Origin of the sequence: Nonomuraea sp. NPDC003560 (assembly GCF_042878785.1) — a bacterium.
GTDB lineage: Bacteria > Actinomycetota > Actinomycetes > Streptosporangiales > Streptosporangiaceae > Nonomuraea.
In genome coordinates this window covers 125,758-150,232 of the sequence record NZ_JBIAOF010000011.1, presented here as the reverse complement: position 1 = coordinate 150,232, position 24,475 = coordinate 125,758, and the positions used below count along the sequence as shown (strand labels likewise).

The following is a 24,475-nucleotide window of genomic DNA, read 5'->3' as shown; positions in this document are numbered from 1 at the left end:
GGATCCTGGCATTGGGTGACTTCTTCCGACAACCAGGGCGGTCAGGCGTTGGACTCCCACGCGCGTACGCGGTCGCGGTAGGCACGGGCCGCGGCGCGCAGCTCGGCCTCGGGGTCCAGCCCGGCCTCCTGCGCCCGGCGTACGAGGTCGAACAGCTCGCGCGCCACCCCCTGGCCGATCGCGGCCGCCAGCGCCTCGGGCGCACCGGCCCGCTCGGCCCTGCGCAGCAGCTGGGCGGCCAGCGCGAGCGCGGGCTGGCCCATGGGGACGCCGTCGAGCACCGACGACTCGCCGCCCTTGGCCGCCCGCTCGGCCGCCTTGATCGCCTCCCAGTTGTCGTTGACCTCGTCCGCGCTCTCGGCCCGCACCGATCCGAACACGTGCGGGTGCCGCCGGACGAGCTTCTCGACGATCCCCGCGGCGACGTCGTCCATGTCGAACGTCTCGGCCACGCGGGCGTGGAAGACCACCTGGAGCAGCAGGTCGCCGAGCTCCTCGCGGAGCGCCGGGTAGTCGCCCTGCTCGATCGTCTCCAGGACCTCGTACGACTCCTCCAGCAGGTACGGCACCAGCGACTCGTGCGTCTGCTTGCGGTCCCACGGGCATTCGGTGCGCAGCCGGTCCATCACCGCGACCAGGTCGAGCACCCGCGAGCCGGGCAGGTCGTACGAACCGGGCACGACCTCGATGAGCGGCGGCTCGTCGAGCGCGATGGCCGCGCGCCCGATCGCGCGCATGAAGTCCTCGTCGTCACCGGCGAGCCAGACCACCCGCTCGCGCACCGCCCGCCTGGACAGCGCGACCGCGTCCGGCACGACGACCTCCGCCTCGATCCCGGCGGCGGCCAGGTAGGGGAGCTGCGGATGACCGGCGGAGCCGGTCAGCACGGGCCCCGAGCGCAGCGCCTGCCAGGCCTGGTCGCTCAGCAGGCCCGGCGCGACCCTGGGCGAGGTGGTGACGACGATCAGCGGCATCGGGCTAGCCCTGCTGTTGCTGCTGCGCCTGCTGGGAGGACTTGCCGAACCGGCCCGGATCGACGAAGCCCTGCTGGCTGAACTCGCCGTAACGCGGGCTGTAGACCGGCTTGATGCTCGTCAGCTCCTTGACGAACTTCTCCTGCGCGGCCTGGTCCTGGGCGCCGCCGAGCTGGTTGCGCACCTTGACCGCGCCCAGCTCCGCGCGCAGGTAGCCACGCGCGTCGGCCGGGCTGACGCCCCTGGCGATCAGGTTGATCTCGGGCGACTGGTACTGGCCCGGGTCCTTGAGCGCGTTGTCGACCTCGCTCTCGCTGACCTGCACGTTGTGCTTGGCCGCGAGCTGCCTGAACGCGCTCTCGTTCGCCATCCGGTAGAGCACGAACTGGGTGACGGGCACCCCGAGCTGCTCGGCCGAGACGTTGGCGCGCTTGAGGGCGGCCTCGTACTCCTGAACGTTCTTGGTCAGGTCGCGGGCCGAGATGCGCTCGCTCCCGACCACGGCCGCGGCTCCGGCCTCCATGGGCGAAGAGCAGGCGGTCAGCGCGGCGAGTCCTACCGCACCGGCGGCCACAGCCACTCGAATCGACTTCACATGCGTCCCTTTCCGAACAAAAACCGCGCTTAGCTTACCCGCGCGGGCTCAAGAAACATCGCCTCGACCAGGTCGCCGCACCATTTGAGCAGATCCAGGTCGCGCAGCGGCTGCCCGCCCAGCGGCTTGGTCTTGGGCACCGGCACGAGCAGCGTCTCGGCCGCCTGCTTGTAGACCGCCTTCTTGTACAGCCGGTCGAGCCTGACCTGCTGCGACTCCCGCAGCCGTGCCGGGCCGAACTTGATGTTCTGGCCCTGCAGCGTGACGTCGGTGAGCCCGGCCGAGCGCGCCTTGATCCGGAAGCGGGCCACCTCCAGCAGGTTCTCCACCTCCACCGGCGGCTTGCCGTAGCGGTCGGTGAGCTCGTCGCGGACCTCGTCGATGTGGATCGGCGCGGTGATGGCCGCGATGCGCTTGTACGCCTCCAGCCGCAGCCGCTCGGAGGTGACGTAGTCGTGCGGGATGTGGGCGTTGATGGGCAGCTCGACCTTGACGTCCTGCTGCTCCTCCTGGACCTCGGCCCCGGACAGCTTCGCCTTCTGCTCCTGCACGGCCTCGGCCATCAGGCGCACGTAGAGGTCGAAGCCGACGCCCGCGATGAAGCCCGACTGCTCGGCGCCGAGCACGTTGCCCGCGCCGCGGATCTCCAGGTCCTTCATCGCGACGTACATGCCCGCGCCCATCTCGGTGTGCTGGGAGATGGTGGCCAGGCGCTCGTGCGCGGTCTCCGTCAGCGGCTTCTCCGGCGGGTAGAGGAAGTACGCGTAACCGCGTTCCCTGCCTCGCCCGACCCGGCCCCTGAGCTGGTGCAGCTGGGACAGGCCGTAGTTGTCGGCCCGGTCGACGATGAGCGTGTTGGCGTTGGGCACGTCGAGGCCGGACTCGACGATCGTGGTGGAGACGAGCAGGTCGTACTCGCGTTCCCAGAAGCCGACCATGATCTTTTCGAGCTGGTGCTCGTTCATCTGGCCGTGGGCGACCGCGATGCGCGCCTCGGGGACCAGCTCACGCAGCCGCGCCGCCACCCGGTTGATCGAGGCCACCCGGTTGTGCACGAAGAAGATCTGGCCGTCGCGCATCAGCTCGCGCCGGATCGCCGCCGCGATCTGCTTCTCCTCGTACGGCCCCACAAAGGTGAGGATCGGGTGCCGCTCCTCCGGCGGCGTGAGGATCGTGGACATCTCGCGGATGCCGGTCAGGCCCATCTCCAGCGTGCGCGGGATCGGCGTGGCCGACATGGCCAGCACGTCGACCTGCGTGCGCAGGTGCTTCATGGCCTCCTTGTGCTCGACGCCGAAGCGCTGCTCCTCGTCGATGATGATCAGCCCGAGGTCCTTGAAGCGCACCTCGGGGCTGAACAGCCGGTGGGTGCCGATGACCACGTCGACCGCGCCCGACCGCAGCCCCTCCAGCGTGCCCTTGACCTCGCCGTCGGTCTGGAAGCGCGAGATCGGCTTGATCGCGACGGGGAAGCTGGAGAACCGCTCGGTGAAGGTGGACATGTGCTGCTGCACCAGCAGCGTGGTCGGCACCAGCACGGCCACCTGCTTGCCGTCCTGGACGGCCTTGAACGCCGCCCGCACCGCGATCTCGGTCTTGCCGTAGCCGACGTCGCCGCAGATCAGCCGGTCCATCGGGACGCCGCGCTCCATGTCGCGCTTGACCTCGTCGATGGCTTCGAGCTGGTCGCCGGTCTCGGCGTAGGGGAAGGCGTCCTCCATCTCCCGCTGCCACGGCGTGTCGGCGCCGAAGGCGTGGCCCGGCGAGGCCATGCGGGCCGAGTAGAGCCTGATCAGCTCGCCGGCGATCTCCTTGACCGCCTTCTTGGCCTTGGACTTGGCCTTGGCCCAGTCGGCGCCGCCCATGCGGTTGAGCGTGGGCGCCTCGCCGCCGACGTAGCGGGTGACCTCGTCGAGCTGGTCGGTGGGCACGTAGAGGCGGTCGCCCTTGGCGTACTCGATGACCAGGTACTCGCGGGTCGCGCCCTGGACCGTGCGCTGGACCATCTCGACGTAGCGGCCGACGCCGTGCTGCTCGTGCACGACGTGGTCGCCGACCTTGAGCTGGAGCGGGTCGACCATGTTGCGGCGGCGCGAGGGCAGCCGGCGCATGTCCTTGGTGGACGCCTTCTGGCCCACCAGGTCGAGGTGGGTGAGCACGGCCAGGCGCGGCGTGATGAACCCGTGCTCGATCAGGCCGGTCGAGACGTGCACGACCTTGGGCTCGGGCGCCTTGTCCAGGAAACGCTGCAACCGCGCGGGCACGTCGACGCCCTTGAGCAGCTCGACCATGCGCTCGGCGGGCCCGTGGCCCTCGCTGAGCAGCACGACCGCCTTGTCCTCGGCCAGCCAGCCCTTGATGTCGGCCAGCGCCTTGGCGGTGTCGCCCCGGTAGGCCTCGGAGTCATGGGCGTCGAGCTCGACGCCGTTGCCGAACGGCGCCATCGTCCACCACGGCTGGCCCAGCGCGTCGGCGTGGCCGCGGATCTCCTCCAGCGTGCGGAAGGCCGCCGCGCCCAGGTCGATCGGCGCCTCGCCGCCGGCCGCCGCGTTGATCCAGGACGCCTCCAGGAACTCCTGCGAGGTGCGTACGAGCTCTTCTGCCCGGCCCCTGATGCGCTCGGGGTCGCACACGAACACCGCCGACCTGACCGGCAGGTGGTCGAGCAGCAGGTCCATCTCCCCCGCCAGCACCGGCGCGAACGCCTCCATGCCCTCGACCGGAATGCCGTCGGCGAGCTGGTCGAGCACCTCGGCGAGGGCCGGATGCTCCTGCGCCAGCTCCCGCGCCCGCGCCCTGACCTCGCCGGTCAGCAGCAGCTCGCGGCACGGCGGCGCGAACAGGCCGTCCTCGGCCGCCTCCAGCGAGCGCTGGTCGGCCACCTTGAACCAGCGGATCTCCTCGACCGTGTCGCCCCAGAACTCCAGCCGCAGCGGATGCTCCTCGGTGGGCGGGAACACGTCGAGCAGCCCGCCGCGCACGGCCACCTCGCCGCGCTTCTCCACCATGTCGACCCGGTGGTAGCCGTTGGTGACCAGGCGCTCGACCACCTCGTCGAGGTCGGCGTCGTCGCCCGCCCGCAGCCTGATCGGCTCCAGGTCGCCGAGCCCCTTGACGATCGGCTGGAGCAGCGCCCTGACCGGGGCGACCACCACGCCGAGCGGCCCGGCGGCGGTGTCGCCCTTGACCGGGTGCGCCAGCCTGCGCAGCACGGCCAGGCGCTGACCCACGGTGTCGCTGCGCGGCGAGAGCCGCTCGTGCGGCAGCGTCTCCCAGGCCGGGAACACCGCGACCGAGCTCGGCTCAAGAAGGCTCGTCAGCGCCGCCGCCAGGTCCTCGGCCTCCCGGCCGGTGGCGGTGACGGCCAGCACGGTGCGCTGATCGTGCGCGGCCAGCGCGGCCACGCCGAACGGCCGCAGCGCCGAGGGCGCGATCAGTGAGACGTCGCCGCCCTCTTCGAGCGCGGCGGTCAGCTTCGGGTCGGCCCCGGCCCCCAGGGCCACAAGGTCAAGCAGTCCGGAAAGACTCATCAGATACGCCCACAGCCCCACGACGGCAACACAACTACCCCCGGCCGGGTCAGGTCGCGGGGGTCTCCACCCAGCCTACTCGGGGTGCGGCACCCGGTAACCGGGGACCGACGGCCAGCGTACGGTGAGCACCACCGACTCCTCCTCGGCGACCCACGAGTGGTCCACGCCCTTGCCCCAGACCACGTAGTCGCCCGGCTCGGTCAGCAGCACGCCGCGGCCCGGCAGCTCCACCCGGAACCGGCCGCTGATCAGGACGAGCAGGGCGGTGCGCTCCTCGCCCCTGACCCACTGGGCGCGCTCGTCGCCCGCCGGGTGCACGCCCCACTTGATCTCGACTTCCTCACTGTGTCTTGGGTCGCCGAAGGGTTTGAAGTGACCGAGCAGCCAGCCCCGGTCGCCGGCCGCGTCGATATTGGCGTTCCCCACGTAAACCTGCCCGTCCACGGGGCAGGACGCTAGCAGGGAAGTACGTAACCGAGACGGCTCGATTGATTACTGTAGGTGACATGTCTGAGGTGCGATCAGTCGCCCAGCGAGGCGACCTCTTCGGTCAACGGATCCGCGAGCACTGGGCCGGGCGGTACAGCCGGCGGCTCGACATACTCGTCGCGGGGTGCGCCCACGACGAGCCGCTCGACGTGGAGCCGCTGGAGGCCAGGGCCACGGGCGCCGACGAGGACCACCCGGTCATCAGAGACGTCGTGGAGGAGCGCGCCGACCTGGTGGCCTGGTCGCTCGGCGACCTGCGCTGCGTGCCGCTCCAGCACCGCGCCTACGACGTGATCCATCTGTCGTTCCTGCTCGAACGCGTCCAGCACGCCGAGCTGGTGTTCGACCGCCTGCTCCAGTCGCTGCGACCGGGCGGCCTGGTGCTGCTGCGGATGCGCGACAGGAAGTCGGCCTACGGGCTGCTCGACCGTCTCACGCCGTCGTGGCTGCGCCGGGCGTTGTGGCGCACGCTGGTCACCCCCGGCACGCCGGGCCCGCTGCCCGTCGTCTACGAGCCGCTGGCCTCCAGCGACGGCATGCACGCGTTCTGTCTGAGCCGCGGGCTGATGATCACCGACGACGAGCGCCGGGTCAGCGGCCCGGCCCGCGCCGGCCGGCTCGGCTCCGCCGCCGTCGCGCTGGTCGACCGGCTGAGCGGCGGGCGTTACCCCGCCTCCCACGACGAGATCACGATGGTGATCAGGAAGCCCCAGCATCACTTCGCCCGGCTGCTCTAGCGACAGGACGGTCCGAGCGACTAGACTCCTTTCCTACCAATTCAATCGGAATAGTTGGGATGTCGGAACCGTGGAGTGGACCCCGGACGCGCACGAGCTGGCCGACCTTGAGCTGCTGCTGTCCGGGGCGTTCGAGCCGCTGACCGGCTTCCTGGGCCACGACGACGTGCACGCCGTGCACGAGCGCGGCACGCTCGCCGACGGCACCCCCTGGCCCGCGCCGGTCACCCTCCACCTGCCCGCCGAGGTCTCGCCCGGCGACGAGGTGCGGCTGCTCGACCCCGAGGGCCTGCCGCTGGCCGTGCTCACCGTGACCGCGCGCGAGGCCGACGGCCTGACCTCGGGCCCGCTCAAGGCGCTCGGCGCGCCCGAGCACGGCCCGTTCGCCCGGCTGCGCCGCACGCCCGCCGAGGTCAGGGCCGAGCTCGGCGGCCGGCCCGCGCTGGTCGTCACGATGCGCGGGCCGCTCGACGACCTCACCGAGATCACCGCCACCGCGAAGGAGCTCGACGCGGTGATCGTGCTGCTCCCCCTCTCGTACGGCGAGGCGGGCCCCGGCGTCGTCCGCGCCGCGCTGCGCGCCAAGGCGCAGCTGCCGGAGGGCACCCTCGTGATCCCGGTCCCGCTGGCGCCGCGCGCGGAGCCGGAGATCGACCTCGAACTGCGCGAGCACGTCGCCACCGCCTACGGCGCCACCGAGCACTACGCGGGCCCCGAGCCCGTCACGCTCCCCGGCCCGCCCCACCGCCGCGGCCTGGTCGTCTTCTTCACCGGCCTGTCCGGCTCGGGCAAGTCCACCATCGCCCGCGGCCTGCGCGACGCCCTGCTGGAGCTCGGCACCCGCACCGTCACCTACCTCGACGGCGACGTCGTGCGCCACCTGCTGTCCAAGGGCCTGACCTTCTCCAAGGCCGACCGCGACCTGAACATCCGGCGCATCGGCTTCGTCGCGGCCGAGGCCGCCCGCCACGGCGGCCTGGCGATCTGCGCCCCCATCGCCCCCTACGCCGCCACCCGCGAGGAGGTGCGCGAGACGGTCGAGTCCGTCGGGGCCGACTTCCTGCTCGTGCACGTCGCCACGCCGCTGGCGGAGTGCGAGCGGCGCGACCGCAAGGGCCTGTACGCCAAGGCCCGCGCCGGCCTGATCCCCGAGTTCACTGGCGTCTCCGACCCCTACGAGGAGCCGGACGACGCCGACCTGGTGATCGACACCACGCACATCTCGATCGAGGCGGCCGTCTCCCAGGTCCTGGGGGCGCTGCAGTCCGGAGGGTGGGTACGTTGATCGACTTCGCACTGGTCGCCGGGTCCTTCGTCGTCGCGATCGTGGTCGGCCTGACCGGCATGGGCGGCGGGGCCCTGATGACCCCGATGATGATGTTGTTCTTCAACGTGCCGCCGCTGGCCGCGGTCTCCAGCGACCTGGTCGCCTCGGCCGTCATGAAGCCGGTCGGCAGCGTCGTCCACCTGCGGCGGGGCACGGTCAACCTGCGGCTGGTCGGCTGGTTGTGCGCCGGGTCGGTGCCGGCCGCGTTCTGCGGGGTGTTCCTGGCCCGCGCGTTCGCCGTGACGGACGCGGTCAAGTACGCGCTGGGCGTGGCGCTGCTGCTGGCCGTCGCCGGCATGGCGGTCAAGGGCTGGCTCGGCGCGCGGGGCGGCTCGTCGAACGCCCATGAGATCGTCGTGCGCCCAATTCCGACCCTACTGGTCGGTACGGTAGGCGGGCTCGTGGTCGGCGTCTCCTCCGTGGGATCGGGTTCGCTGATCATCGTGGCCCTGCTCGTGCTCTATCCGGCGCTCAAGGCCAACCAGCTCGTCGGCACCGACCTGGTGCAGGCCGTGCCCCTGGTCGCGGCGGCCGCGCTCGGCCACCTGATGTTCGGCGACTTCAAGCTGGAGCTCACGCTCTCGCTGCTGATCGGCTCGATCCCCGGCGTCTACCTCGGCGCGCGGATCTCCTCACGCGCCCCGGGCGGGCTGATCAGAGCCCTGCTGGCGATCGTCCTGCTCGCCTCGGCGCTCAAGCTCCTGGACGTCGGCAACGCCGTCACCGTCTGGCTGCTCGTCGCCGCCTGCGCGGTCACCTTCGCCGGCTGGCGGCTGCGCGCCGGCGGCCTGGCCCGGCGCGGCGAGGGGGCCGCGGCCGTCGAGGCTCCCCAGGCGGCGCGGCGTTAGGGCCGCGGCACGCGGGTCGAGCGGAAGTAGCGGTCGCGGGCGAGCTGGGTGAAGGCACGGGCCGCGCCCGGATCGGAGTCGAAGCTCGTGTTGCCGCGCGGCGCCTGCGGCGAGTCGAAGTACAGCAACGCCTTGATCTGCGGATACCGCTTGATCTGTCTCAGCACCGACTCGAAGAAGCGCCGTTTGAAGGCCCGGTCGGCGGGCCGCTCGAAGACCCCCCACTCGGCCACCATGACCGGCTTGCCGGGGAAGCGGGCCTGCATCCACCGGTAGAACCCCGGCCAGCGCCCGTACTCCTTGCGGGTCTTGTTCACCAGCCCGTCGAAGTCGCGCACCCGGTCGTCGGCGTACGGGTCCATGGCCACCCAGTCGACCACGTCGTCACCGGGGTAGAGATCCTCGAACCAGGGCTTGGCCGCCCAGTTGGGCGCGCCCATGTACGTCATGACGGTCACGGCGTTCTTCACCCCGCGCTCGCGCAGCCTGAGCACGACGTGCCGGAACATCGCCGCGTAGTCGCCGGCCTGCATGCCCGACCCCGAGCGGGCGTCGACGTCGTTCTCCGGCTCGTGGTGGAGGGTGAGGAAGAACCGTTCGGGGAAGGTGCGCCTGAGGTGGTCGGCCAGGCGGTCGATCCGCCGGTCGAGGGCGCCGTCGGCGATGTCGGCCCAGGTGCGGTCGAGCGACGGCTTCCAGTTGATCATGAGCAGCCGGGGCCGGCCCGGGTCGCGGGCCAGGCCGATCTCCTGCGGGGTCGGGAACAGCTCGCTGCCGCGATGGTAGACGTGCAGCACGTCCGCGCCGGCGCCCATGCGCGACTCGGCCCCGCGCAGCGCCTCGGCCACCGGAGCGCCGGTGAAGACCTCGGGCGCCACGCCCCACCAGGCGCCGCAGGAGGGGATGAGCCTGGCGGTGACCGCGCAGGAGGGCGCGCCGGCCAGCTCGGCCGTGCTGGTGTCGACCCGGGCGGGCGTGCCCTCGGCCGTCGAGCAGGCGGCCAGGAGGGCGAGCACCGCGCAGGTGATTGCGGTTTTCATCGCGAAAGACGCGAAGTGACACTTCATCGCGAAAGACGCGAAATGAGAAAAGCCCCGAAGCTGCAACGCCTTCCAACCCCCTTGTCGACGGACCCCCGCCTATCAAACCTGAACCTTGCCATGCCATTCCTCGAACTTCAGCCAGTGTGCTGGTCTGCCCAGCTCACGGCCCACGGCCCGCCACCCAAATTTTCTGGAAATATCCATTTAAAAAGGGGCATCTTCGCGGCCGTACCGGAAAAAATCTTCAGTATTCGACTTGGGTAATATCCGTCCGGCCTATAGTGGGCGCACACTGCGCCGAGTGACGCAGCGTTGCCCACCCGCGACAGCGCGCATCCCCTCCAGGAGACCGTCCCCATGAGCCCGTCGCCGGACTTCCAGGCGCGCCGTCCGGGCGCCGACCTGGACGAGCACCTCTCCCTGCTGCGCAGGCGGTGGCTGTTGCTCGTCGGTTGCGTCGTGGTCGGCGGCACTGCCGGGCTCGCCCTGCTGCGCGCCACCCCGCCGGCCTACACCGCGATCACCCAGGTCCTGGTCACGCCCGTCGACGGTCAAGACCAGGGCAACCAGGTGAGCAACCGGCAGCGCGAGCCGCTCAACCTCGACACCGAGGCCCAGATCGCCCAGTCGGCGGTCGTCTCGGCGCGGGTGGCCCAGGCCCTGCGGATCACCGCGCCGCAGCCCGTCGAGGTCTCCGTCCCGCCCAACTCGGCCGTGTTGTGGGTCTCGGTGACCGACGCCGATCCCGTGGCCGCCGCCGCGCAGTCGCGGGCCTACGCCGACGCCTACCTGGCCAACAGGCGCGAGAGCGCGCAGGCCGCGACGGCCGAGCGGCAGCAGGCGGTGCTGGCCAAGCTCAAGCAGGTCAACACCGGCCTCGACGCGGCCATCAAAGAGGTCGGCCGCCTGCCCAAGGGCAGCGCCGAGCACGCCATCGCCACCCAGCGCCAGAGCGTGCTCAACCGGCAGGCCGCCAGCCTGACGCTCAAGTACGACGCGCTGCGCACGATCGCGGTGACCCCCGGCTCGGTCATCAGCGAGGCGCTGCCGCCGACCCGGCCGAGCTCCCCCAGCCTGCCGCTCTACCTCGGCACCGGTCTGATGGCCGGCCTGCTGCTCGGCGCGGCGGCGGCCTACGCCCGCGACCGGCTCGACACCCGGCTGCGCACGGCCGCCGACGTCGAGCGGCTGACCGGGCTGCCCGTGCTGACCGACCTGTCCGCCTCCCGCGAGCACGGCGTGCTGCACGAGCTGGCCTGCGCCGTGGTCGCGGCCTGCCCCGGCCAGCGGCTGCTGGTCCGGTCGCTGCCCGCCGACCTCTACGCCTCCTCGCTGGCCGAGCCGCTGGCCATCAGCGCGCCGCTGTCGGTGCTCGACGGCTCCGACGTCCGCGACCTGGCGCGGGCCGACGCGGCGCTGCTGCTGGTCGGGCTGGGCCGCGTCACCTCGCCGGAGGTGACGGCGGCCGCCCGCCACCTGGAGCGGCACGACGTGCCGGTCGTCGGCGTGGTGACGGCGACCGACGCGGTGCCGGGGTTCGTCCCGCTGCTGGAGCCGCGCACCCACACCTCGCTCGGCAAGCTCGTCGCCACCGGCGAGCTGGAGGTGAGCCTGGCTGCCGAGACCACGCCCATGCAGTCGTTCCACCACCGGCAGCGCAAGCAGCCGTGACAGGACCAGCCTGGCCGATCGCGGCGCTCCTGCTCGGCTACCCGATCTGGTGGGCGCTGGGGTTCGGCGGCCTGTCGGTGATCGTCCTGGCGGTGCCGATGGCGGTGATCCTGTGGCGGCGCCGGCCGGTCCGGGTCCCCCACGGGTTCGGCCTGTGGCTGCTGCTGCTGGCCGGCTACCTGCTGAGCGCGATGATGCTGGACGAGCTGCCGCCCGGCACGTACGGCGGGTTCAGCGCCGGCCGCCTGATCGGCTGGGCCATGCGCCTGGCCCTGTACGTGTCCGTCCTGGTCATGGTGCTCTACCTGGGCAACCTGACCGAGCGCGAGCTGCCGCAGCTGCGCCTGGTGCGCTGGCTCGGCGTGCTGTTCCTGACCACGGTCGCCGGCGGCCTGCTCGGCGTCCTGGTCCCGCACTTCGCCTTCACCTCGCCGGTCGAGCTGCTGCTGCCCGGCTGGATCAGCGAGAACTCCTTCGTCCAGAACCTCATCCATCCCACGGCCGCCCAGACCCAGAAGGTGCTCGGCTACTCCTCCCCCAGGCCGGAGGCGCCCTTCGAGTGGGCCAACGCGTGGGGCAGCAACGCGTCGGTGCTGCTGATCTGGTTCGTCGTCGGCTGGTGGACGTACGGCGGGCGCCGGCGCCGGGTGCTGGCGGTGCTGGTGATCGCCCTGGCCGCCGTCCCGGTCGTGTACTCGCTCAACCGCGGCCTGTGGATCGGGCTCGGGCTGGCCGTGGCGTACCTGATCGTGCGGGTGGCGGGCCGGACCAGGATCGTGCTGTGCGGGGCGGTGGCCGCCGGGCTGGTGGTGTTCGCGCTCAGCCCGCTGGCCTCGGTGTTCGCCCAGCGGCTGGACAAACCGCACTCCAACGACGTCAGGGCCTTCACGATGACCGCCACGGTCGCCGCGGCCCGCCACTCGCCGGTCATCGGCTACGGCAACACCCGCAACTCGCTCGGCAACCACCGCTCGATCACCACGGGCAAGACCCAGTGGTGCGCGGCCTGCGGGCACCCGCCGCTCGGCAGCGACGGGCAGCTCTGGCTGCTGCTGATCACCCAGGGCTTCACCGGCGCCGCCCTCTACGTGGCGTTCTTCCTCGGCGCCATCCGCCGCCACTGGGCCGACCGCTCCCCGATCGGGCTGGCCGGGGTGCTGGTGATGGGTCTCGTGCTGCTCTACATGTTCGTCTACGACGGCCTGGTGACGCCGCTGAGCCTCTATCTCATCTCGTTCGCCCTGCTGTGGAGAAACGCATGAAGGACGCCTCCGCGCGGCTCGGATACCTCCGCGAGACCGTGCGCCTGCTGTTCCCCGGTACCGGGTCGCCGCGGCCGTACTCGGTGCTGCCGCACCGGGTGCTGCCCCGCCGGCTGGCCCCGCGGCGCTGGTGGCACGTGGGGGGCGCGGTCACCGTGCCGCTGGAGGGGTCCGTCGCGGCCTATCTGGGCGAGGTCTTCGACGCGCCCGTGGAGGTCGTGCTCCACGTGCGTCCGGCGTTGCGGCCCAACCGCAAGCCCGTCCTGGAGGCCCGTACCGGAGGGCGGCTGCTGGCGTACGTGAAGGTCGGCGACAGCCCGCTCGCCCGCGAGCTGGTCGGCCGCGAGGCGGCCGCGCTGCGCGGGCTGGCCGCGGCGCCGCTGAAGACCGTCGTCGTGCCCGACGTGCTGCACCACGGCGAGTGGCGCGGCCTGCCCGTGCTGGCGCTCTCGCCGCTGCCCGTACGGCGCCGCCGGGTGCCCCCGGCCCTGCTGAACGCCGCCATCATGGAGATCGCCGCCACCGGCGGCCCGGTCCCGGCCTGGCACGGCGACCTGTCCCCGTGGAACATCTGCCCCTCCGCCGACGGCCGGCTGCTCGTCTGGGACTGGGAGCGGTACGAGACCGGCGTCCCCTACGGCCTCGACGCCGCGCACCACCTCTTCCAGCGGGCGCTGCGCAGGATGGACCCGCCCACGGCGGCCCGCGCCTGCGTGGCCAGGGCGCCCCGCGAGCTGGCCCCGCTCGGCCTGTCGTCGGCCGAGGCCAGGCGGACGGCGCTGCGCTACCTCATCGTGCTGGCCGACCGGCACGCCGCCGACGGACACTGCCCGCTCGGCCCGCCCGAGACCTGGCTCAACCCGGCCGTCGACCACGAGGAGCTGCTGCCATGAGGACGATGAAGCGGCCGGTGCTGTCCTTCTCGCGCCTGGCGGGCCGGTTCACGTCGAGCGCGCGGGTGCTGCCGTCGTTCCTGATCGTGGGGGCGCAGCGGTGCGGCACGACCTCGCTCTACCGGGCGCTGGCCCAGCACCCGCTGCTGCTCAAGCCCGTCCTGCACAAGGGGGTCCACTACTTCGACGTCGGCTACCACCGGCCGATGGCCTGGTACCAGGCGCACTTCCCGCTGCGTGCGGGCGCGGCGCTGCTGGCCCACCGGTACGGCGGCCGCACCCAGGCGTTCGAGTCGTCCCCCTATTACCTGTTCCATCCGCTGGCCGGTGAGCGGATCGCCGCCGACCTGCCCGGGGTCAAGCTGATCGTCCTGGTCCGCGACCCGGTCGAGCGGGCCTGCTCGGCCCACGCCCACGAGCTGGCCAGGGGCTTCGAGTCCGAGTCGCACCTCGAATCCGCCCTTGAGCTGGAGGCCGAGCGGCTGGCCGGGGCCGAGGAGAGCCTGCGCGTGTCGCCGTTCTCCGAGCACCACTCCCACCGCCACCACGCCTACCTGGCCCGCGGCCGGTACGCCGACCAGCTCGACCGCCTCGAACCGCTCTTCGGCCGTGACCGGATCCTGGTGCTCGACAGCCACCGGTTCTTCGCCGAGCCCGAGACCGCCTACGACCGCGTGCTGGAGTTCCTGACGGTGCCGCACCTGGGCTATCCGACGTTCGAGCGGCACAACGGCCGGCCGCTGCCCCGGCCCGTGCCCCGGGTGCTGGAACAGGCGCTCAGGGACCATTTCGAGCCCTACGACGCGCGGCTGACGCGCTGGCTGGGCGGTGAGCCGTCGTGGCGCCGGTGATGGTCCGGCGCGGGATCGCCGGGCTGACCGGGGCCGGGGTGAGCGCGCTGGCGCAGTTCCTGGTGGCCGTGGTGGTGACCAGGGCGTTCAGCCCGGCGCAGGCGGGGGCGTTCTTCAGCGTGACGGCCCTGGCCCTGATGGCGGCCGGCATCGCCAAACTGGACGCCGGCAACGGCCTGGTGTACTTCATCGCGCGGGCCAGGACGTACGGCTATCGCGGTATCTCCGGTTATTTCCGGGCGGCCATGGTGCCGTGCGCGCTGGCCGCCTGCGCGGCCGGGGTGCTGCTGGAGCCGCGCATCGGGCTGCTGGCCTGGGCCCTGCCGGTCATCGTGCTCGGCGACATCGCGCTGGCCGCCACCCGCGGGTTCGGCTCGATGCGGCCCACCGTGCTGCTGGACGGCGTGCTGCTGCCCGCCGCGCAGCTCGTGCTCGTCACCTGGGCGGCGCTCGCGCACGCGCCGCAGTGGCTGCCGGCGGCCTGGGCGCTGCCCTTCCTGCCGCTGCTCGTCCTGGCCCTCGCCGACCTGCGCGGACGGGCGCCGCGCACGCCGTACCTGCCGGGGACCGGGCGTGACCTGTGGCGGTACACCGCGCCCCGGTCCGCCGCGGGCGCCATCCAGGCGGTGTTCCAGCGGCTGGACATCGTGGTCGTCGCCCTGCTCGGCGGGCCGGCCCAGGCCGCGGTCTACACGGCCGCCACCCGGTTCCGGGTCGTCGGGCAGCTCGCCAACCAGGGGCTGGCGCAGGCCGTGCAGGAGCGGCTGGTCCGGGCGCTCGCCGACGGGGAGCTCGGCCGGGCGCGCGAGCTGTACCAGGCCACCACGATCTGGCTGGTGCTGCTGACCTGGCCGGTGTGGCTGGGCTACGCCGTCCTCGCGCCGTGGCTGCTGCGCGTCTTCGGCCCCGCGTACGGCGCCGCCGCCCCCATCGCCCTCGTCCTGGCCGGGACCATGCTGGTGGCCTCCGCCTGCGGCATGGTCGACGTCGTCCTGACCGCCGCCGGCCACACCCTGGCCAGCCTGCTCAACCTGCTGGCCGCGGTCGCCTGCACGGTCGCGCTCGACCTGGCCCTGATCCCCTCCCACGGCGCGTTCGGCGCGGTCGTCGGCTGGTCGGCCGGGGTGATCGTGAAGAACCTGCTGCCGCTGTGGCAGCTCCACCACCGCTACGGCCTGCGCCCGTTCGGCCGCCACACCCTGCCCGCCCTGCGCCCGCGCACCTGGGCGGCGGCCGCATGAGCGCGCCCGTCCTGGTCACCGGCCTGCCGAGGAGCGGCACGAGCTGGGCCGGCAAGATGCTCACCGCCGGCGGCGGCCTGGTCTACGTCAACGAGCCGCTCAACCCGCAGCACCCGCCCGGCCGCTGCCCCGGCGTGCTGCGGGCCGAGGTCGCCCACCGGTTCCAGTACATCTGCGACGACAACGCCGCCGACTTCCTGCCCGCCTTCCGCGACACGGTCGCCCTGCGCTACCACTGGCTCGCCGAGCTGCGCGCCAACCGCTCCCCCTACGACCTGGCCCGGCTGGCGCGCTACGGCACCGCGTTCGCGTTCGGCCGCCTGGCCGGGCGGCGGGCGCTGCTCGACGACCCGTTCGCGGTGTTGTCGGCGGGCTGGTTCGCCCGGCGGCTGGGGTGCGCGGTCATCGTCCTCGTCCGCGATCCGGTGTCGTTCGTGGCGAGCTGGCGTCGTCTCGGGTGGCGGTTCGACGTCGGCGACCTGCTCGGCCAGCCGCTGCTCGTCCGTGACCATCCCGGGCTGCTGGGCCTGCATCGGCTGCTCGGCTCCGCCGACGACCTGGCCACGACCGCCGCTCTGTGGCGGGCCGCGCGGTCGGTGCTGGCCGCCACGCCCGGCGTCCTGGTCGCCTCGTACGAGTCGCTGGCCGAGGATCCGGTCGCCGGTTTCCGGGGTCTCTACGCCCATGCGGGGCTGCCGTGGTCACCGTCCGCCGAACGCCGGATCGTCCGGGCCTGCACCACGCCGTCCCGCCGGTCGGCGGCGTTCGCCTGGTCGGGGTTGTCCCGTACGGCCTTCCGTCCGATGGACTCCCGTCACGCCCTCGCCACGGCGGCCCGGGGGCTCACCCCGGCGGAGGCGGCCCGGGTCCGGGCCCTCACCGCCTGAGCCTGGTCAGCAGGCAGCCGGCGAGCAGGCGTACCGCGAAGGGGAGGTCGTCCACGAGGTAGCGCCGCGCCAGCCGGCCGGGCTCGCTCACCAGCCGGAACGCCCACTCCAGCCCGGCCCGCCGCATCCAGCGCGGCGCCCGCTGGACCGTGCCGGCGGCGAAGGCGATGGCCGCCCCGCAGCCCACGAACCACGCCTGCGGCAGCTCCTCGCGCAGCTCGGCGATGAGCAGGTCCTGCCGGGGGAAGCCCAGCCCGACGAACACCAGGCGGGGCCGCGCCGCGACCACCCGGCGCCGCACCCGCTCCCTTCCCTCCGCCGTGTCGTCGAAGCGGTACGGCGGCGCGTGCACCCCCGCCACCTTCAGCCCGGGACGGCAGCTCCTGAGCTCGTCGGCGGCCAGCTCGGCCACCCCCGGCGGCCCGCCGAGCAGGTAGACCGGCCAGTTGCGGGCCGCGGCCACCTCGCTGAGCGACCAGATCAGGTCGGCGCCGGTGACCCGTTCGGGCAGCGGGGTGCCGAGCAGCCTGGCCGCCCACACCAGCGGCATGCCGTCGGCCACCACGATCTCGGCCGAGCCCACGAGCTCCTGGAGGGCGGGGTCGCGGGCGACGGCCCGGCAGATGTCGACGTTGGGCGTCACGATGCGGCCGCCCCGTCCGGCCGCGGCCTCGGCCGCCACCCAGCGCACCACGTCGGCCTCGGTGACGACGTCCAGCCCGACGCCACCGACCCGCACGCGCTCCCCGGCACGTCCTCGATGCCCGGCCTCGGCGGGCCCACGACCCGCCGGGCGCTCGGACGGGAGGGGGCGCGCAGCCCCCGGCTCGGCGCCACGGCCCCGGCCGACCACGGGCGACCCGGCGGCGCGGGCCCGCGCGGCCTCGGCGGCATGCCCGGCCCCCGACGCGTAGGTCCGGGCGGACGCGGCCTCGGCGGCATGGCCGCGGGCGGGCGGGGAGTCTGAAGCGGGGCTCGGGGTGGACGGGCGCTGCCCGGGGACGGCGGGGATGCGGGTCCTGGGCGGGGTCATATGCCGTGCCCCCGTCCGTGCAGCAGCCCGAGCACGGTCGCGGCCGGGACGATCCCCGCCGCGACGGCCAGCGCGATCGGCGCCCGCGGCTCACCCGGCCGCGCACCGAACGCGCGCACCGCCCACCGCACCGCCGCGCGCCGCCGCCCGAGCGCCGCGTACGCGAAGGCGAGCTGGCCGTAGACCCGCGCCGCGCCGCGCCGGTCGGCCGCCAGCTCGGGATGGCGGTCGAGCATCCAGTCGAGCCCGGCGATCCGGTCCGCCCAGCGGGCCGCGTAGTAGGACGAACCACCCCACCGCACGCGGACGAGCGGCCGGTCGACGTGCGTGATCGGCCGCCGCCGGGCCGCGCGCAGGGCGAGGTCCCAGTCCTCGTTCTGGCCCCCGGGGGCGCTCTCGTCGGCCCACAGGGCCCCGCGCCGGAACAGGAACGTCGAGGAGTGCACCATCACCATGCGCGACCGCAGGAGGTCGGCCGCGGTCACCGTGTCGGCGCCCGCGAGCCTGGCCACCCGGCGCCCCCCGTGTTCGACCTCGATGGCGCAGCTCGCGAACTCGCCCCCGGTCACGGCCAGCGCCCGCGCCTGGGCGGCGAGCTTGCCCGGCAGCCACAGGTCGTCGTCGTCGCAGAAGGCGACGAGATCGGTGTCGAGGGCCGCGATGCCGGTGTTGCGCGCCCCCGGCAGCCCAGGGGCACGCCGGTTGGCCAGGACGGGCACGCCCAGCTCCGCCCCCGGGCGCCCGCGCCCGCCGTCGTCGACCACGACCACGGCCAGCCGCCCCGGATAGTCCTGGGCCAGCACCGCCGCCACGGCCTCGCGCAGCAGCTCGGGCCGGTCGCCGCGGGTCGGGATCACCACCCCCACGGACGGCGGCGCGCTCACGCGGCGACCTCCCGGTAGCCGTACCGGACGCGGAGGGGCCAGGTGAGCGCGGCGACCAGCCGCCGGTCCCGGACGGGCAGCCCCGCACGCCACGAGTCGTCGCACCGCAGCCGGATCCCCCCGACCTGGAACCGCATCGGATTGCCGGACGCGGTGTGCGCCGGCCCGAGCCGCGCCGTCGTGCCCTCCAGGAACGGCAGGCCGGGCACGTCGAGCCCGAGGAAGCCGGCCAGCGCGGTCAGCGTGGGCTCCGGGTCGGCGACCAGGTCCTCGTAGCGCACCCGCGTCACGCGGGCCCCCTGGCGGGCCAGGAGCTCAAGACCGGCGTTCTGGGCCGTCCAGTGGAGGGACGTGCGCAGCGGCCCCCAGCGGGTCATGGGACGCCCGTCCTCGGGTCGCTCGACGGTCCTGCGCCAGGAGTGGGCCACCGCCCGCGGATCCCGGACGACGTGCACGACGCGGACGTCCATGCCGGCCGCGACCAGGCAGTGGGCGAGGGAGGCGTGCTTGCTGGAGTCGATCACGACGGGCGCGCCGGTCGCCTCGTAGACCCTCCGGTAGGCCCGCGCGTACTCGGCCAGGTCGGGATGCGCGATGCGCCCCATCCGGTGGGTGCGATCGACCCGCTGCCGCAACGCGAGCACCCGCTCGGCCACCGACGGCCGCCATCCGCCGAACGCCGCCCGGCCCACCTGCCGCCAGAAGTCGCAGGCGGCGAAGGCGGCACCGCAGCCGCACGGCTCTCCGGCCAGCACGCCCCTCGACCACAGGTGGACCACCTCGCCGAGCGCCACGACGCCGGGCAGCTCGGCGAGCAGCCGCTCCAGCAGAGTGGTGCCACTACGGCCGAGGCCACCGAGGAAGATCACTCGGGTGGCGGATGCGCGGTCGGTCACAGGGGGAGGGCCTTCACACGTCGCCAACACGGAACGCGACGACCCTAGCGCGGAGGGTAATCAGATGGTCAGGAAACCCCGCAAAGATCTACCGAAACGGCGAACGGCCCGGCGTGGTGTCGCCGGGCCGTTCTGGGACGCTCAGCTGGCGTCGATGATCATGCCGGCGCCGACCGTGCCGTTGGTGGCCTCGTCCACGAGGATGAAGCCGCCGGTCAGCCGGTTGCGGGCGTAGTCGTCGACGAACAGCGGCTGGGTGACCCGCAGCGAGACCCGGCCGATCTCGTTCAGGCCGAGGGCGGTGGCCTCCTCGTCCCGGTGCAACGTGTTGACGTCGAGCCGGTAGTGCAGGTCGCGCACCAGCGCCCGCGCCGTGCGGGTGGTGTGCTTGATCGTCAGCTTCGTGCGCGGGGTCAGCTTGAGGCCGTCGGCCATCCAGCAGACCATGGCCTCCAGCTCCTGGGCCGCGTGCGGCTGGTTGTTGGGCCTGGCGATCATGTCGCCGCGCGAGATGTCGAGGTCGTCCTCGAAGCGCAGCGTGACCGACATGGGCGGGAACGCCTCCTCCACCGGCCCGTCGAACGTGTCGATCGAGGCGATCCGCGTGCTCAGCCCGGACGGCAGGTGGGTCACCTCGTCGCCCGGCTTGAGCACCCCGCCCGCGACCTGGCCCGCGTAGCCGCGGTAGTCGTGGAAGGCGTGGTCGGTGGCCTTCTGCGGACGGATCACGTACTGGACGGGGAAGCGCACGTCGACCAGGTTGCGGTCGGAGGCGATGTGCACGTTCTCCAGGTGGTGGAGCAGCGACGTGCCGAGGTACCAGGGCATGTTCTCCGAACGCGAGACGACGTTGTCGCCGTTGAGCGCGGAGATCGGGATGAACGTCAGGTCGCTCACGTTGAGCTTGGAGGCGAAGGAGGTGAACTCCTCCCGGATCTCCTCGAACCGCTCCTGCGAGTAGTCGACCAGGTCCATCTTGTTCACGGCCAGCACCAGGTGCGGCACGCGCAGCAGCGAGGTCAGGAACGCGTGCCGGCGCGACTGCTCCAGCACGCCCTTGCGGGCGTCGATGAGGATGATCGCCAGGTCGGCCGTGGAGGCGCCGGTGACCATGTTCCTGGTGTACTGGATGTGGCCGGGCGTGTCGGCGATGATGAACTTGCGCTTGGGCGTGGCGAAGTAGCGGTAGGCCACGTCGATCGTGATGCCCTGCTCGCGCTCGGCCCGCAGGCCGTCGGTCAGCAGCGACAGGTCGGTGTACTCGGTGCCGCGGTCGCGGGAGGTGCGCTCGACCGCTTCGAGCTGATCCTCGAAGATGGCCTTGGAGTCGAAGAGCAACCGTCCGATGAGGGTGGACTTGCCGTCGTCGACGCTTCCCGCGGTGGCAAAGCGGAGAATGTCCATCAGAAGTAGCCCTCTCGCTTGCGGTCTTCCATGGCGGCCTCGGACGAGCGGTCGTCGGCCCTGGTGGCCCCCCGCTCGGTGATCCGGGTGGCCGCGATCTCCTCGATGATCTCCTCGACCGTGGCGGCCGTGGACGGTACGGCGCCGGTGCAGGTCATGTCGCCGACCGTGCGGTAGCGCACGACGGCCTCGAACAGCGGCTCGTCGTCGCCGCGGGACACGACGTCGGAGTCGGGCAGCAACATGCCGTCGCGCTCGAACACCTTGCGGGTGTGCGAGAAGTAGATCGAGGGGATCTCGATGCCCTCACGCCGGATGTAGTCCCAGATGTCGAGCTCGGTCCAGTTGGACAGCGGGAAGACCCGGATGTGCTCGCCCTTGCGGATGCGGGAGTTGTAGAGGTTCCACAGCTCGGGGCGCTGGTTCTTCGGGTCCCACTGGCCGAAGTCGTCGCGGAAGGAGAACACGCGCTCCTTGGCGCGGGCCTTCTCCTCGTCGCGCCTGGCGCCGCCGAAGACGGCGTCGAACTCGTGCTCCTCGATCGCGTCGAGCAGCGTGGTGGTCTGCAGGCGGTTGCGCGAGGCGCGCCGGCCGGTCTCCTCGACCACCCGGCCGCTGTCGATCGACTCCTGCACGCTGGCCACGATCAGGCGCGCGCCCAGCTCCTCGGAACGGCGGTCGCGGAACTCGATGACCTCGTCGAAGTTGTGCCCGGTGTCGACGTGCATCAGCGGGAACGGGATGGCCGCGGGCCAGAACGCCTTCTCCGCGATGCGGAGCATGACGATCGAGTCCTTGCCGCCGGAGAAGAGCAGACACGGCCGCTCGAACTCCGCCGCCACCTCGCGCATGATGTGAATGGCCTCGGCTTCGAGTACGTCGAGCTGCGACGTCGTGTAGTCGCGCTGGAGCATGGGCGCTTCCTCCGGCGGTTAGCGGTGCAGGTCCCGAATTCCGGCGAGCAGGGATGTCGCCAGCTCCGGTAGGGAAACCAGGATATCCGGTAGTGACGGGTCGGCTTGGTTGTAGGTCAGCTCCGAGCCGTCGACGCGGCTGGCGAACGCCCCGGCCGCCTGCGCGACGGCCACGGGGGCCGCGGAGTCCCACTCGTACTGGCCGCCGGCGTGCACGTACGCCTCGACCTCGCCGGTGAGCACCGCGGAGATCTTCGCCCCCGCCGAGCCGATCGGCACCAGGTCGGCCCCCAGCAGGTAGGCCAGCTTCTGGACGAACTCCGGCGGACGGGTGCGGCTCACCGCGATGCGGAAGCGGCCCTTCTCGAAGGCCGGCAGGGCGGGTGGCTCGGCGGTGGTCAGCGTACGGCCCTGCGCGGGCAGCGCCACGGCGCCCGCGGTCAGCTTGCCGCGCTCCCACAGCGCGACGTGCACCGCCCAGTCGGACCGGCCCTCCTCGGAGAACTCGCGCGTGCCGTCGAGGGGATCGACGATCCACACGCGCTCGGCGCCCAGCCGGCGCGGGTCGAGCCGCTCCTCGCGGGTGGCCTCCTCGGACAGGACACTGTCACTGGGACGCAACCGTGCCAGCGCCTCCATGAGGAACACGTGCGCGGCCCGGTCGCCCTCCGCGCGCAGCGCCGCGGAGTCGCCGAACCCGGTGCGCTCGCGGACCTGCAGCAGCCTCTCGCCCGCCTCCGTCGCCAGGTCGCCGGCCACGGCGTGGTCGTCGCGAATCGTCATCAATATGCTCCTTGCCCGCGGGCGACGGCCGACCAAGTCTTCCACAGGATCTGCAGGTCCAGCGTGAGGGACCAGTTCTCCACGTAACGCAGGTCGAGACGGACGGATTCCTCCCACGATAGGTCAGATCGTCCGCTCACTTGCCACAGCCCGGTCAGCCCCGGACGCACCAGAAGCCGTCTGCGCACGTCGTCACCGTAGCGCGCCACCTCCTCCGGAAGGGGCGGGCGGGGGCCGACGAGCGACATGTGTCCGAGCAGCACGTTGATGAGCTGGGGCAGCTCGTCGAGGGAGTGGCGGCGCATCAGCGTGCCGAGCGGCGTCACGCGCGGATCGTTGCGGATCTTGAACAGCACGCCGTCGTGGTCGCTGACGAGAGTGATCTTCTGCTGCTCCGAGCCGCGCCGCATGGTACGGAACTTCAGGATCGTGAACGGCCTGCCGTCCTTGCCGATGCGGGTCTGGCGGAACAGCGCGGGCCCCGGGCTCGTGCCGCGCACGGCCACGGCCAGGGCCGCCAGCAGCGGCGACAGCAGCACCAGCAGCGCGGCGGCGACGACGCGGTCGAAGACGTTCTTGACCAGTTGCCGGGCGCCGGTCAGCTCGGGGTGCTCGACGTGCAGCAGCGGCAGCCCGGCGGCCGGCCGGATCATCGTGCGCGGGCCGGCGACGTCCATCAGGGCGGGGGCGACGACCAGCTCGGTGTGGGTGCGCTCCAGCCGCCAGGCCAGCCGGCGCAGCGCGTCGCCGTCCATCTCGGGGCAGGCCAGCACCGCCACGGTGTCGGCGCGCAGCTGGTCGACGACCAGCGGCACGTCGCCGAAGTCGCCCGCGACGGGCACCTCGGTCAGCACCCCGGGCGGCTCGCCGTAGGGCAGGCAGGCGGCCACGACGTCCATGCCGTGGTGGCGCTCCCTGCGGAAGAGGTGGACCAGCTCGGCGACCGAGGCCGGATGGCCGACCGCGACCACCCGGCGCATGCAGGCCCCGGCCGCCCTGCGCCGGTTGAGCGAGCGCCGCAGCAGGTAGCGGGCGACCAGCGTGAGCAGCGTGACCAGGGGCAGCGCGAGCACGACGTAGCCGCGGGCGACGTCGGTCTTGGTGACGTACGAGCCGATCGCGGTGGCCGCGGTCAGCGCCACGCCGGCGTGCACGACGCGGCGGAACTCCTCGGAGCCGACGCCGATCATGCGGGGCTCGTAGGCCCGGTTGAGCGCGACCGCGCAGATCCACACCCACGGCAGCGCCACGCTGACCAGCAGGTACGGCAGCACGTAAGGGGTGAACCCGCCGAACCTGCCGCAGAAGGCGGCGGCGGACCCGATGCCCGCCCCGCACAGATCGCCCACCACGGCACGGAACCGGTAGGAACGCATCCACGCCGGAGTCACCGGGCTGACCCGCCACGAGAGGGCCTCGCCGGACTTCACGGGCTCTCCTGCCTCACTCCGTGAGGCGGCCTCGGTCGCCAAATGCCGTCTTCCCCCGCTCCGCTCCCGCCGTCGCTCCGGGCGGTGGCACGCCTCTGTGTGCCCGTTCCCGAACGGACAGTCACCGATGCTAGCCGCGCGTGCGGCGCGACAGGCGGCGAACGGTTCTATGCGGCGATCAGCGCGGAGGGCCGGAAATGTGGAGATCAGCCCGGTGGAAGTCGTTCTGGGTGGCTTCCAGGCCACGGGCCATGAGCGACTCGACGACGTCGGCGCCCCGGTCGACGAGGAAGGGCAGATCCTTGCGCTCGACGGTGGCGAAGTCGCGGAGCACGAAGGTGGCCGGGTCCATGCGGCCGGGCGGCCGGCCGATGCCGAAGCGCACCCTCAGGTAGTCGCGGGTGGCGAGGACCTTGGTGATGGACTTGAGCCCGTTGTGGCCGTTGTCGCCGCCGCCGAGCTTGGCCCGCAGCGCGCCGTAGGGGACGTCGAGCTCGTCGTGGACGACGATCAGCCGGTCGGGGCCGATCTTGTAGAAGTCGGCGAGCGCCTTGACCGGCCCGCCCGACAGGTTCATGTACGTCAGCGGCTTGGCCAGCACGGCCGCCCGCGTCTCCAGCACCTCGGACCTGCTCTTGTGCGCCTTGAAGCGCCCGCCGGCCCGCGCGGCCAGCTCGTCGAGCACCATGAAGCCCGCGTTGTGCCTGTTACCCGCGTATTCGGGCCCCGGATTGCCCAGTCCGACGATCAGCCAGCGGTCCATGTGCGCTCCCCTTACAG

The 24,475-nt window shown here is 72.7% G+C and carries 21 protein-coding genes and 1 pseudogene; 9 read left to right on the top strand and 13 right to left on the bottom strand.

Features of this window, described 5'->3' with window-relative positions:
* Nucleotides 1–41: 41 nt before the first annotated feature.
* The 4 genes and pseudogenes from ACFYUV_RS36240 to ACFYUV_RS36225 all read right to left on the bottom strand — a co-directional run bounded on the left by ACFYUV_RS36240 (nt 42) and on the right by ACFYUV_RS36225 (nt 5,546).
* Nucleotides 42–974 carry a MazG family protein gene (locus ACFYUV_RS36240; RefSeq protein WP_352353011.1) on the bottom strand — a complete coding sequence of 311 codons (933 nt, stop codon included), beginning with the start codon at nt 972–974 and terminating at the stop codon, nt 42–44.
* Nucleotides 975–978: 4 nt separating this feature from the next.
* Nucleotides 979–1,575: pseudogene (locus tag ACFYUV_RS36235) on the bottom strand (SurA N-terminal domain-containing protein); the annotation flags it as partial.
* A 23-nt stretch (nt 1,576–1,598) separates the two neighbouring features.
* Nucleotides 1,599–5,099, bottom strand: coding sequence for a transcription-repair coupling factor (gene mfd, locus ACFYUV_RS36230; RefSeq protein WP_387676972.1), 3,501 nt, complete (start codon nt 5,097–5,099; stop codon nt 1,599–1,601).
* A gap of 75 nt (nt 5,100–5,174) precedes the next feature.
* Nucleotides 5,175–5,546, bottom strand: coding sequence for a signal peptidase I (locus ACFYUV_RS36225; RefSeq protein WP_358294522.1), 372 nt, complete (start codon nt 5,544–5,546; stop codon nt 5,175–5,177).
* A gap of 62 nt (nt 5,547–5,608) precedes the next feature.
* On the opposite strand from ACFYUV_RS36225, the gene ACFYUV_RS36220 reads away from it, so the two are divergent.
* The 3 genes from ACFYUV_RS36220 to ACFYUV_RS36210 all read left to right on the top strand — a co-directional run bounded on the left by ACFYUV_RS36220 (nt 5,609) and on the right by ACFYUV_RS36210 (nt 8,503).
* Nucleotides 5,609–6,328, top strand: a complete 720-nt coding sequence (locus ACFYUV_RS36220) for a methyltransferase domain-containing protein (RefSeq protein ID WP_358294524.1) — start codon at nt 5,609–5,611, stop codon at nt 6,326–6,328.
* Nucleotides 6,329–6,398: 70 nt separating this feature from the next.
* Nucleotides 6,399–7,613 (top strand): adenylyl-sulfate kinase, encoded by a 1,215-nt coding sequence (gene cysC / locus ACFYUV_RS36215; protein ID WP_387676967.1) that lies wholly within the window; start codon nt 6,399–6,401, stop codon nt 7,611–7,613.
* Nucleotides 7,610–8,503 (top strand): sulfite exporter TauE/SafE family protein, encoded by an 894-nt coding sequence (locus tag ACFYUV_RS36210; RefSeq protein ID WP_387676964.1) that lies wholly within the window; start codon nt 7,610–7,612, stop codon nt 8,501–8,503. Before cysC ends, ACFYUV_RS36210 begins: the two co-directional genes overlap by 4 nt.
* Here ACFYUV_RS36210 and ACFYUV_RS36205 read toward each other — a convergent pair.
* Nucleotides 8,500–9,543 (bottom strand): glycoside hydrolase family 26 protein, encoded by a 1,044-nt coding sequence (locus tag ACFYUV_RS36205; protein ID WP_387676961.1) that lies wholly within the window; start codon nt 9,541–9,543, stop codon nt 8,500–8,502. The genes ACFYUV_RS36210 and ACFYUV_RS36205 overlap by 4 nt on opposite strands.
* A gap of 360 nt (nt 9,544–9,903) precedes the next feature.
* Here ACFYUV_RS36205 and ACFYUV_RS36200 point away from each other — a divergent pair, with 360 nt between their 5' ends.
* Genes ACFYUV_RS36200 through ACFYUV_RS36175 form a run of 6 tightly spaced genes read left to right on the top strand, consistent with a single transcriptional unit; the run spans nt 9,904 to nt 16,351 of the window.
* On the top strand, nt 9,904–11,217 hold the full coding sequence (locus ACFYUV_RS36200; RefSeq protein ID WP_387676958.1) for a Wzz/FepE/Etk N-terminal domain-containing protein: 1,314 nt from the start codon (nt 9,904–9,906) through the stop codon (nt 11,215–11,217).
* On the top strand, nt 11,214–12,479 hold the full coding sequence (locus ACFYUV_RS36195) for a hypothetical protein (protein WP_387676956.1): 1,266 nt from the start codon (nt 11,214–11,216) through the stop codon (nt 12,477–12,479). Before ACFYUV_RS36200 ends, ACFYUV_RS36195 begins: the two co-directional genes overlap by 4 nt.
* Nucleotides 12,476–13,372, top strand: a complete 897-nt coding sequence (locus ACFYUV_RS36190; RefSeq protein ID WP_387676953.1) for a hypothetical protein — start codon at nt 12,476–12,478, stop codon at nt 13,370–13,372. The genes ACFYUV_RS36195 and ACFYUV_RS36190 overlap by 4 nt, the downstream gene beginning before the upstream one ends.
* Nucleotides 13,369–14,223 (top strand): sulfotransferase, encoded by an 855-nt coding sequence (locus ACFYUV_RS36185; RefSeq protein ID WP_364337702.1) that lies wholly within the window; start codon nt 13,369–13,371, stop codon nt 14,221–14,223. The genes ACFYUV_RS36190 and ACFYUV_RS36185 overlap by 4 nt, the downstream gene beginning before the upstream one ends.
* Nucleotides 14,211–15,464, top strand: a complete 1,254-nt coding sequence (locus tag ACFYUV_RS36180) for a lipopolysaccharide biosynthesis protein (RefSeq protein ID WP_387676950.1) — start codon at nt 14,211–14,213, stop codon at nt 15,462–15,464. The genes ACFYUV_RS36185 and ACFYUV_RS36180 overlap by 13 nt, the downstream gene beginning before the upstream one ends.
* The gene (locus ACFYUV_RS36175) at nt 15,461–16,351 is read left to right on the top strand and encodes a sulfotransferase (RefSeq protein ID WP_387676947.1); all 891 of its coding nucleotides are present in this window, start codon (nt 15,461–15,463) and stop codon (nt 16,349–16,351) included. The genes ACFYUV_RS36180 and ACFYUV_RS36175 overlap by 4 nt, the downstream gene beginning before the upstream one ends.
* On the opposite strand, the gene ACFYUV_RS36170 is transcribed toward ACFYUV_RS36175, so the two are convergent.
* From ACFYUV_RS36170 to pth, 8 genes are all read right to left on the bottom strand, one after another.
* Complete coding sequence (locus ACFYUV_RS36170) at nt 16,341–17,384, bottom strand: WecB/TagA/CpsF family glycosyltransferase (RefSeq protein WP_387676944.1); 1,044 nt, start codon at nt 17,382–17,384, stop codon at nt 16,341–16,343. The two genes, ACFYUV_RS36175 and ACFYUV_RS36170, sit on opposite strands and share 11 nt — an antisense overlap.
* Entirely contained in the window at nt 17,381–18,268 is an 888-nt protein-coding gene (locus ACFYUV_RS36165; protein ID WP_387676941.1) for a glycosyltransferase family 2 protein, read from the bottom strand. The genes ACFYUV_RS36170 and ACFYUV_RS36165 overlap by 4 nt, the downstream gene beginning before the upstream one ends.
* Nucleotides 18,265–19,164 (bottom strand): sulfotransferase family protein, encoded by a 900-nt coding sequence (locus ACFYUV_RS36160; RefSeq protein WP_387676938.1) that lies wholly within the window; start codon nt 19,162–19,164, stop codon nt 18,265–18,267. The genes ACFYUV_RS36165 and ACFYUV_RS36160 overlap by 4 nt, the downstream gene beginning before the upstream one ends.
* A gap of 141 nt (nt 19,165–19,305) precedes the next feature.
* On the bottom strand, nt 19,306–20,568 hold the full coding sequence (gene cysN / locus ACFYUV_RS36155) for a sulfate adenylyltransferase subunit CysN (RefSeq protein WP_352321986.1): 1,263 nt from the start codon (nt 20,566–20,568) through the stop codon (nt 19,306–19,308).
* Nucleotides 20,568–21,482, bottom strand: coding sequence for a sulfate adenylyltransferase subunit CysD (gene cysD, locus ACFYUV_RS36150; protein ID WP_387676936.1), 915 nt, complete (start codon nt 21,480–21,482; stop codon nt 20,568–20,570). The genes cysN and cysD overlap by 1 nt, the downstream gene beginning before the upstream one ends.
* 18 nt (nt 21,483–21,500) lie before the next feature.
* Nucleotides 21,501–22,265: a 3'(2'),5'-bisphosphate nucleotidase CysQ gene (locus ACFYUV_RS36145; protein ID WP_387676933.1), complete on the bottom strand. Its 765-nt coding sequence runs from the start codon at nt 22,263–22,265 to the stop codon at nt 21,501–21,503.
* The gene (locus tag ACFYUV_RS36140) at nt 22,265–23,641 is read right to left on the bottom strand and encodes a sugar transferase (RefSeq protein ID WP_387677469.1); all 1,377 of its coding nucleotides are present in this window, start codon (nt 23,639–23,641) and stop codon (nt 22,265–22,267) included. Before ACFYUV_RS36140 ends, ACFYUV_RS36145 begins: the two co-directional genes overlap by 1 nt.
* 232 nt (nt 23,642–23,873) lie before the next feature.
* Entirely contained in the window at nt 23,874–24,458 is a 585-nt protein-coding gene (gene pth, locus ACFYUV_RS36135) for an aminoacyl-tRNA hydrolase (RefSeq protein WP_352353028.1), read from the bottom strand.
* Between the last annotated feature and the right edge of the window lie 17 nt (nt 24,459–24,475).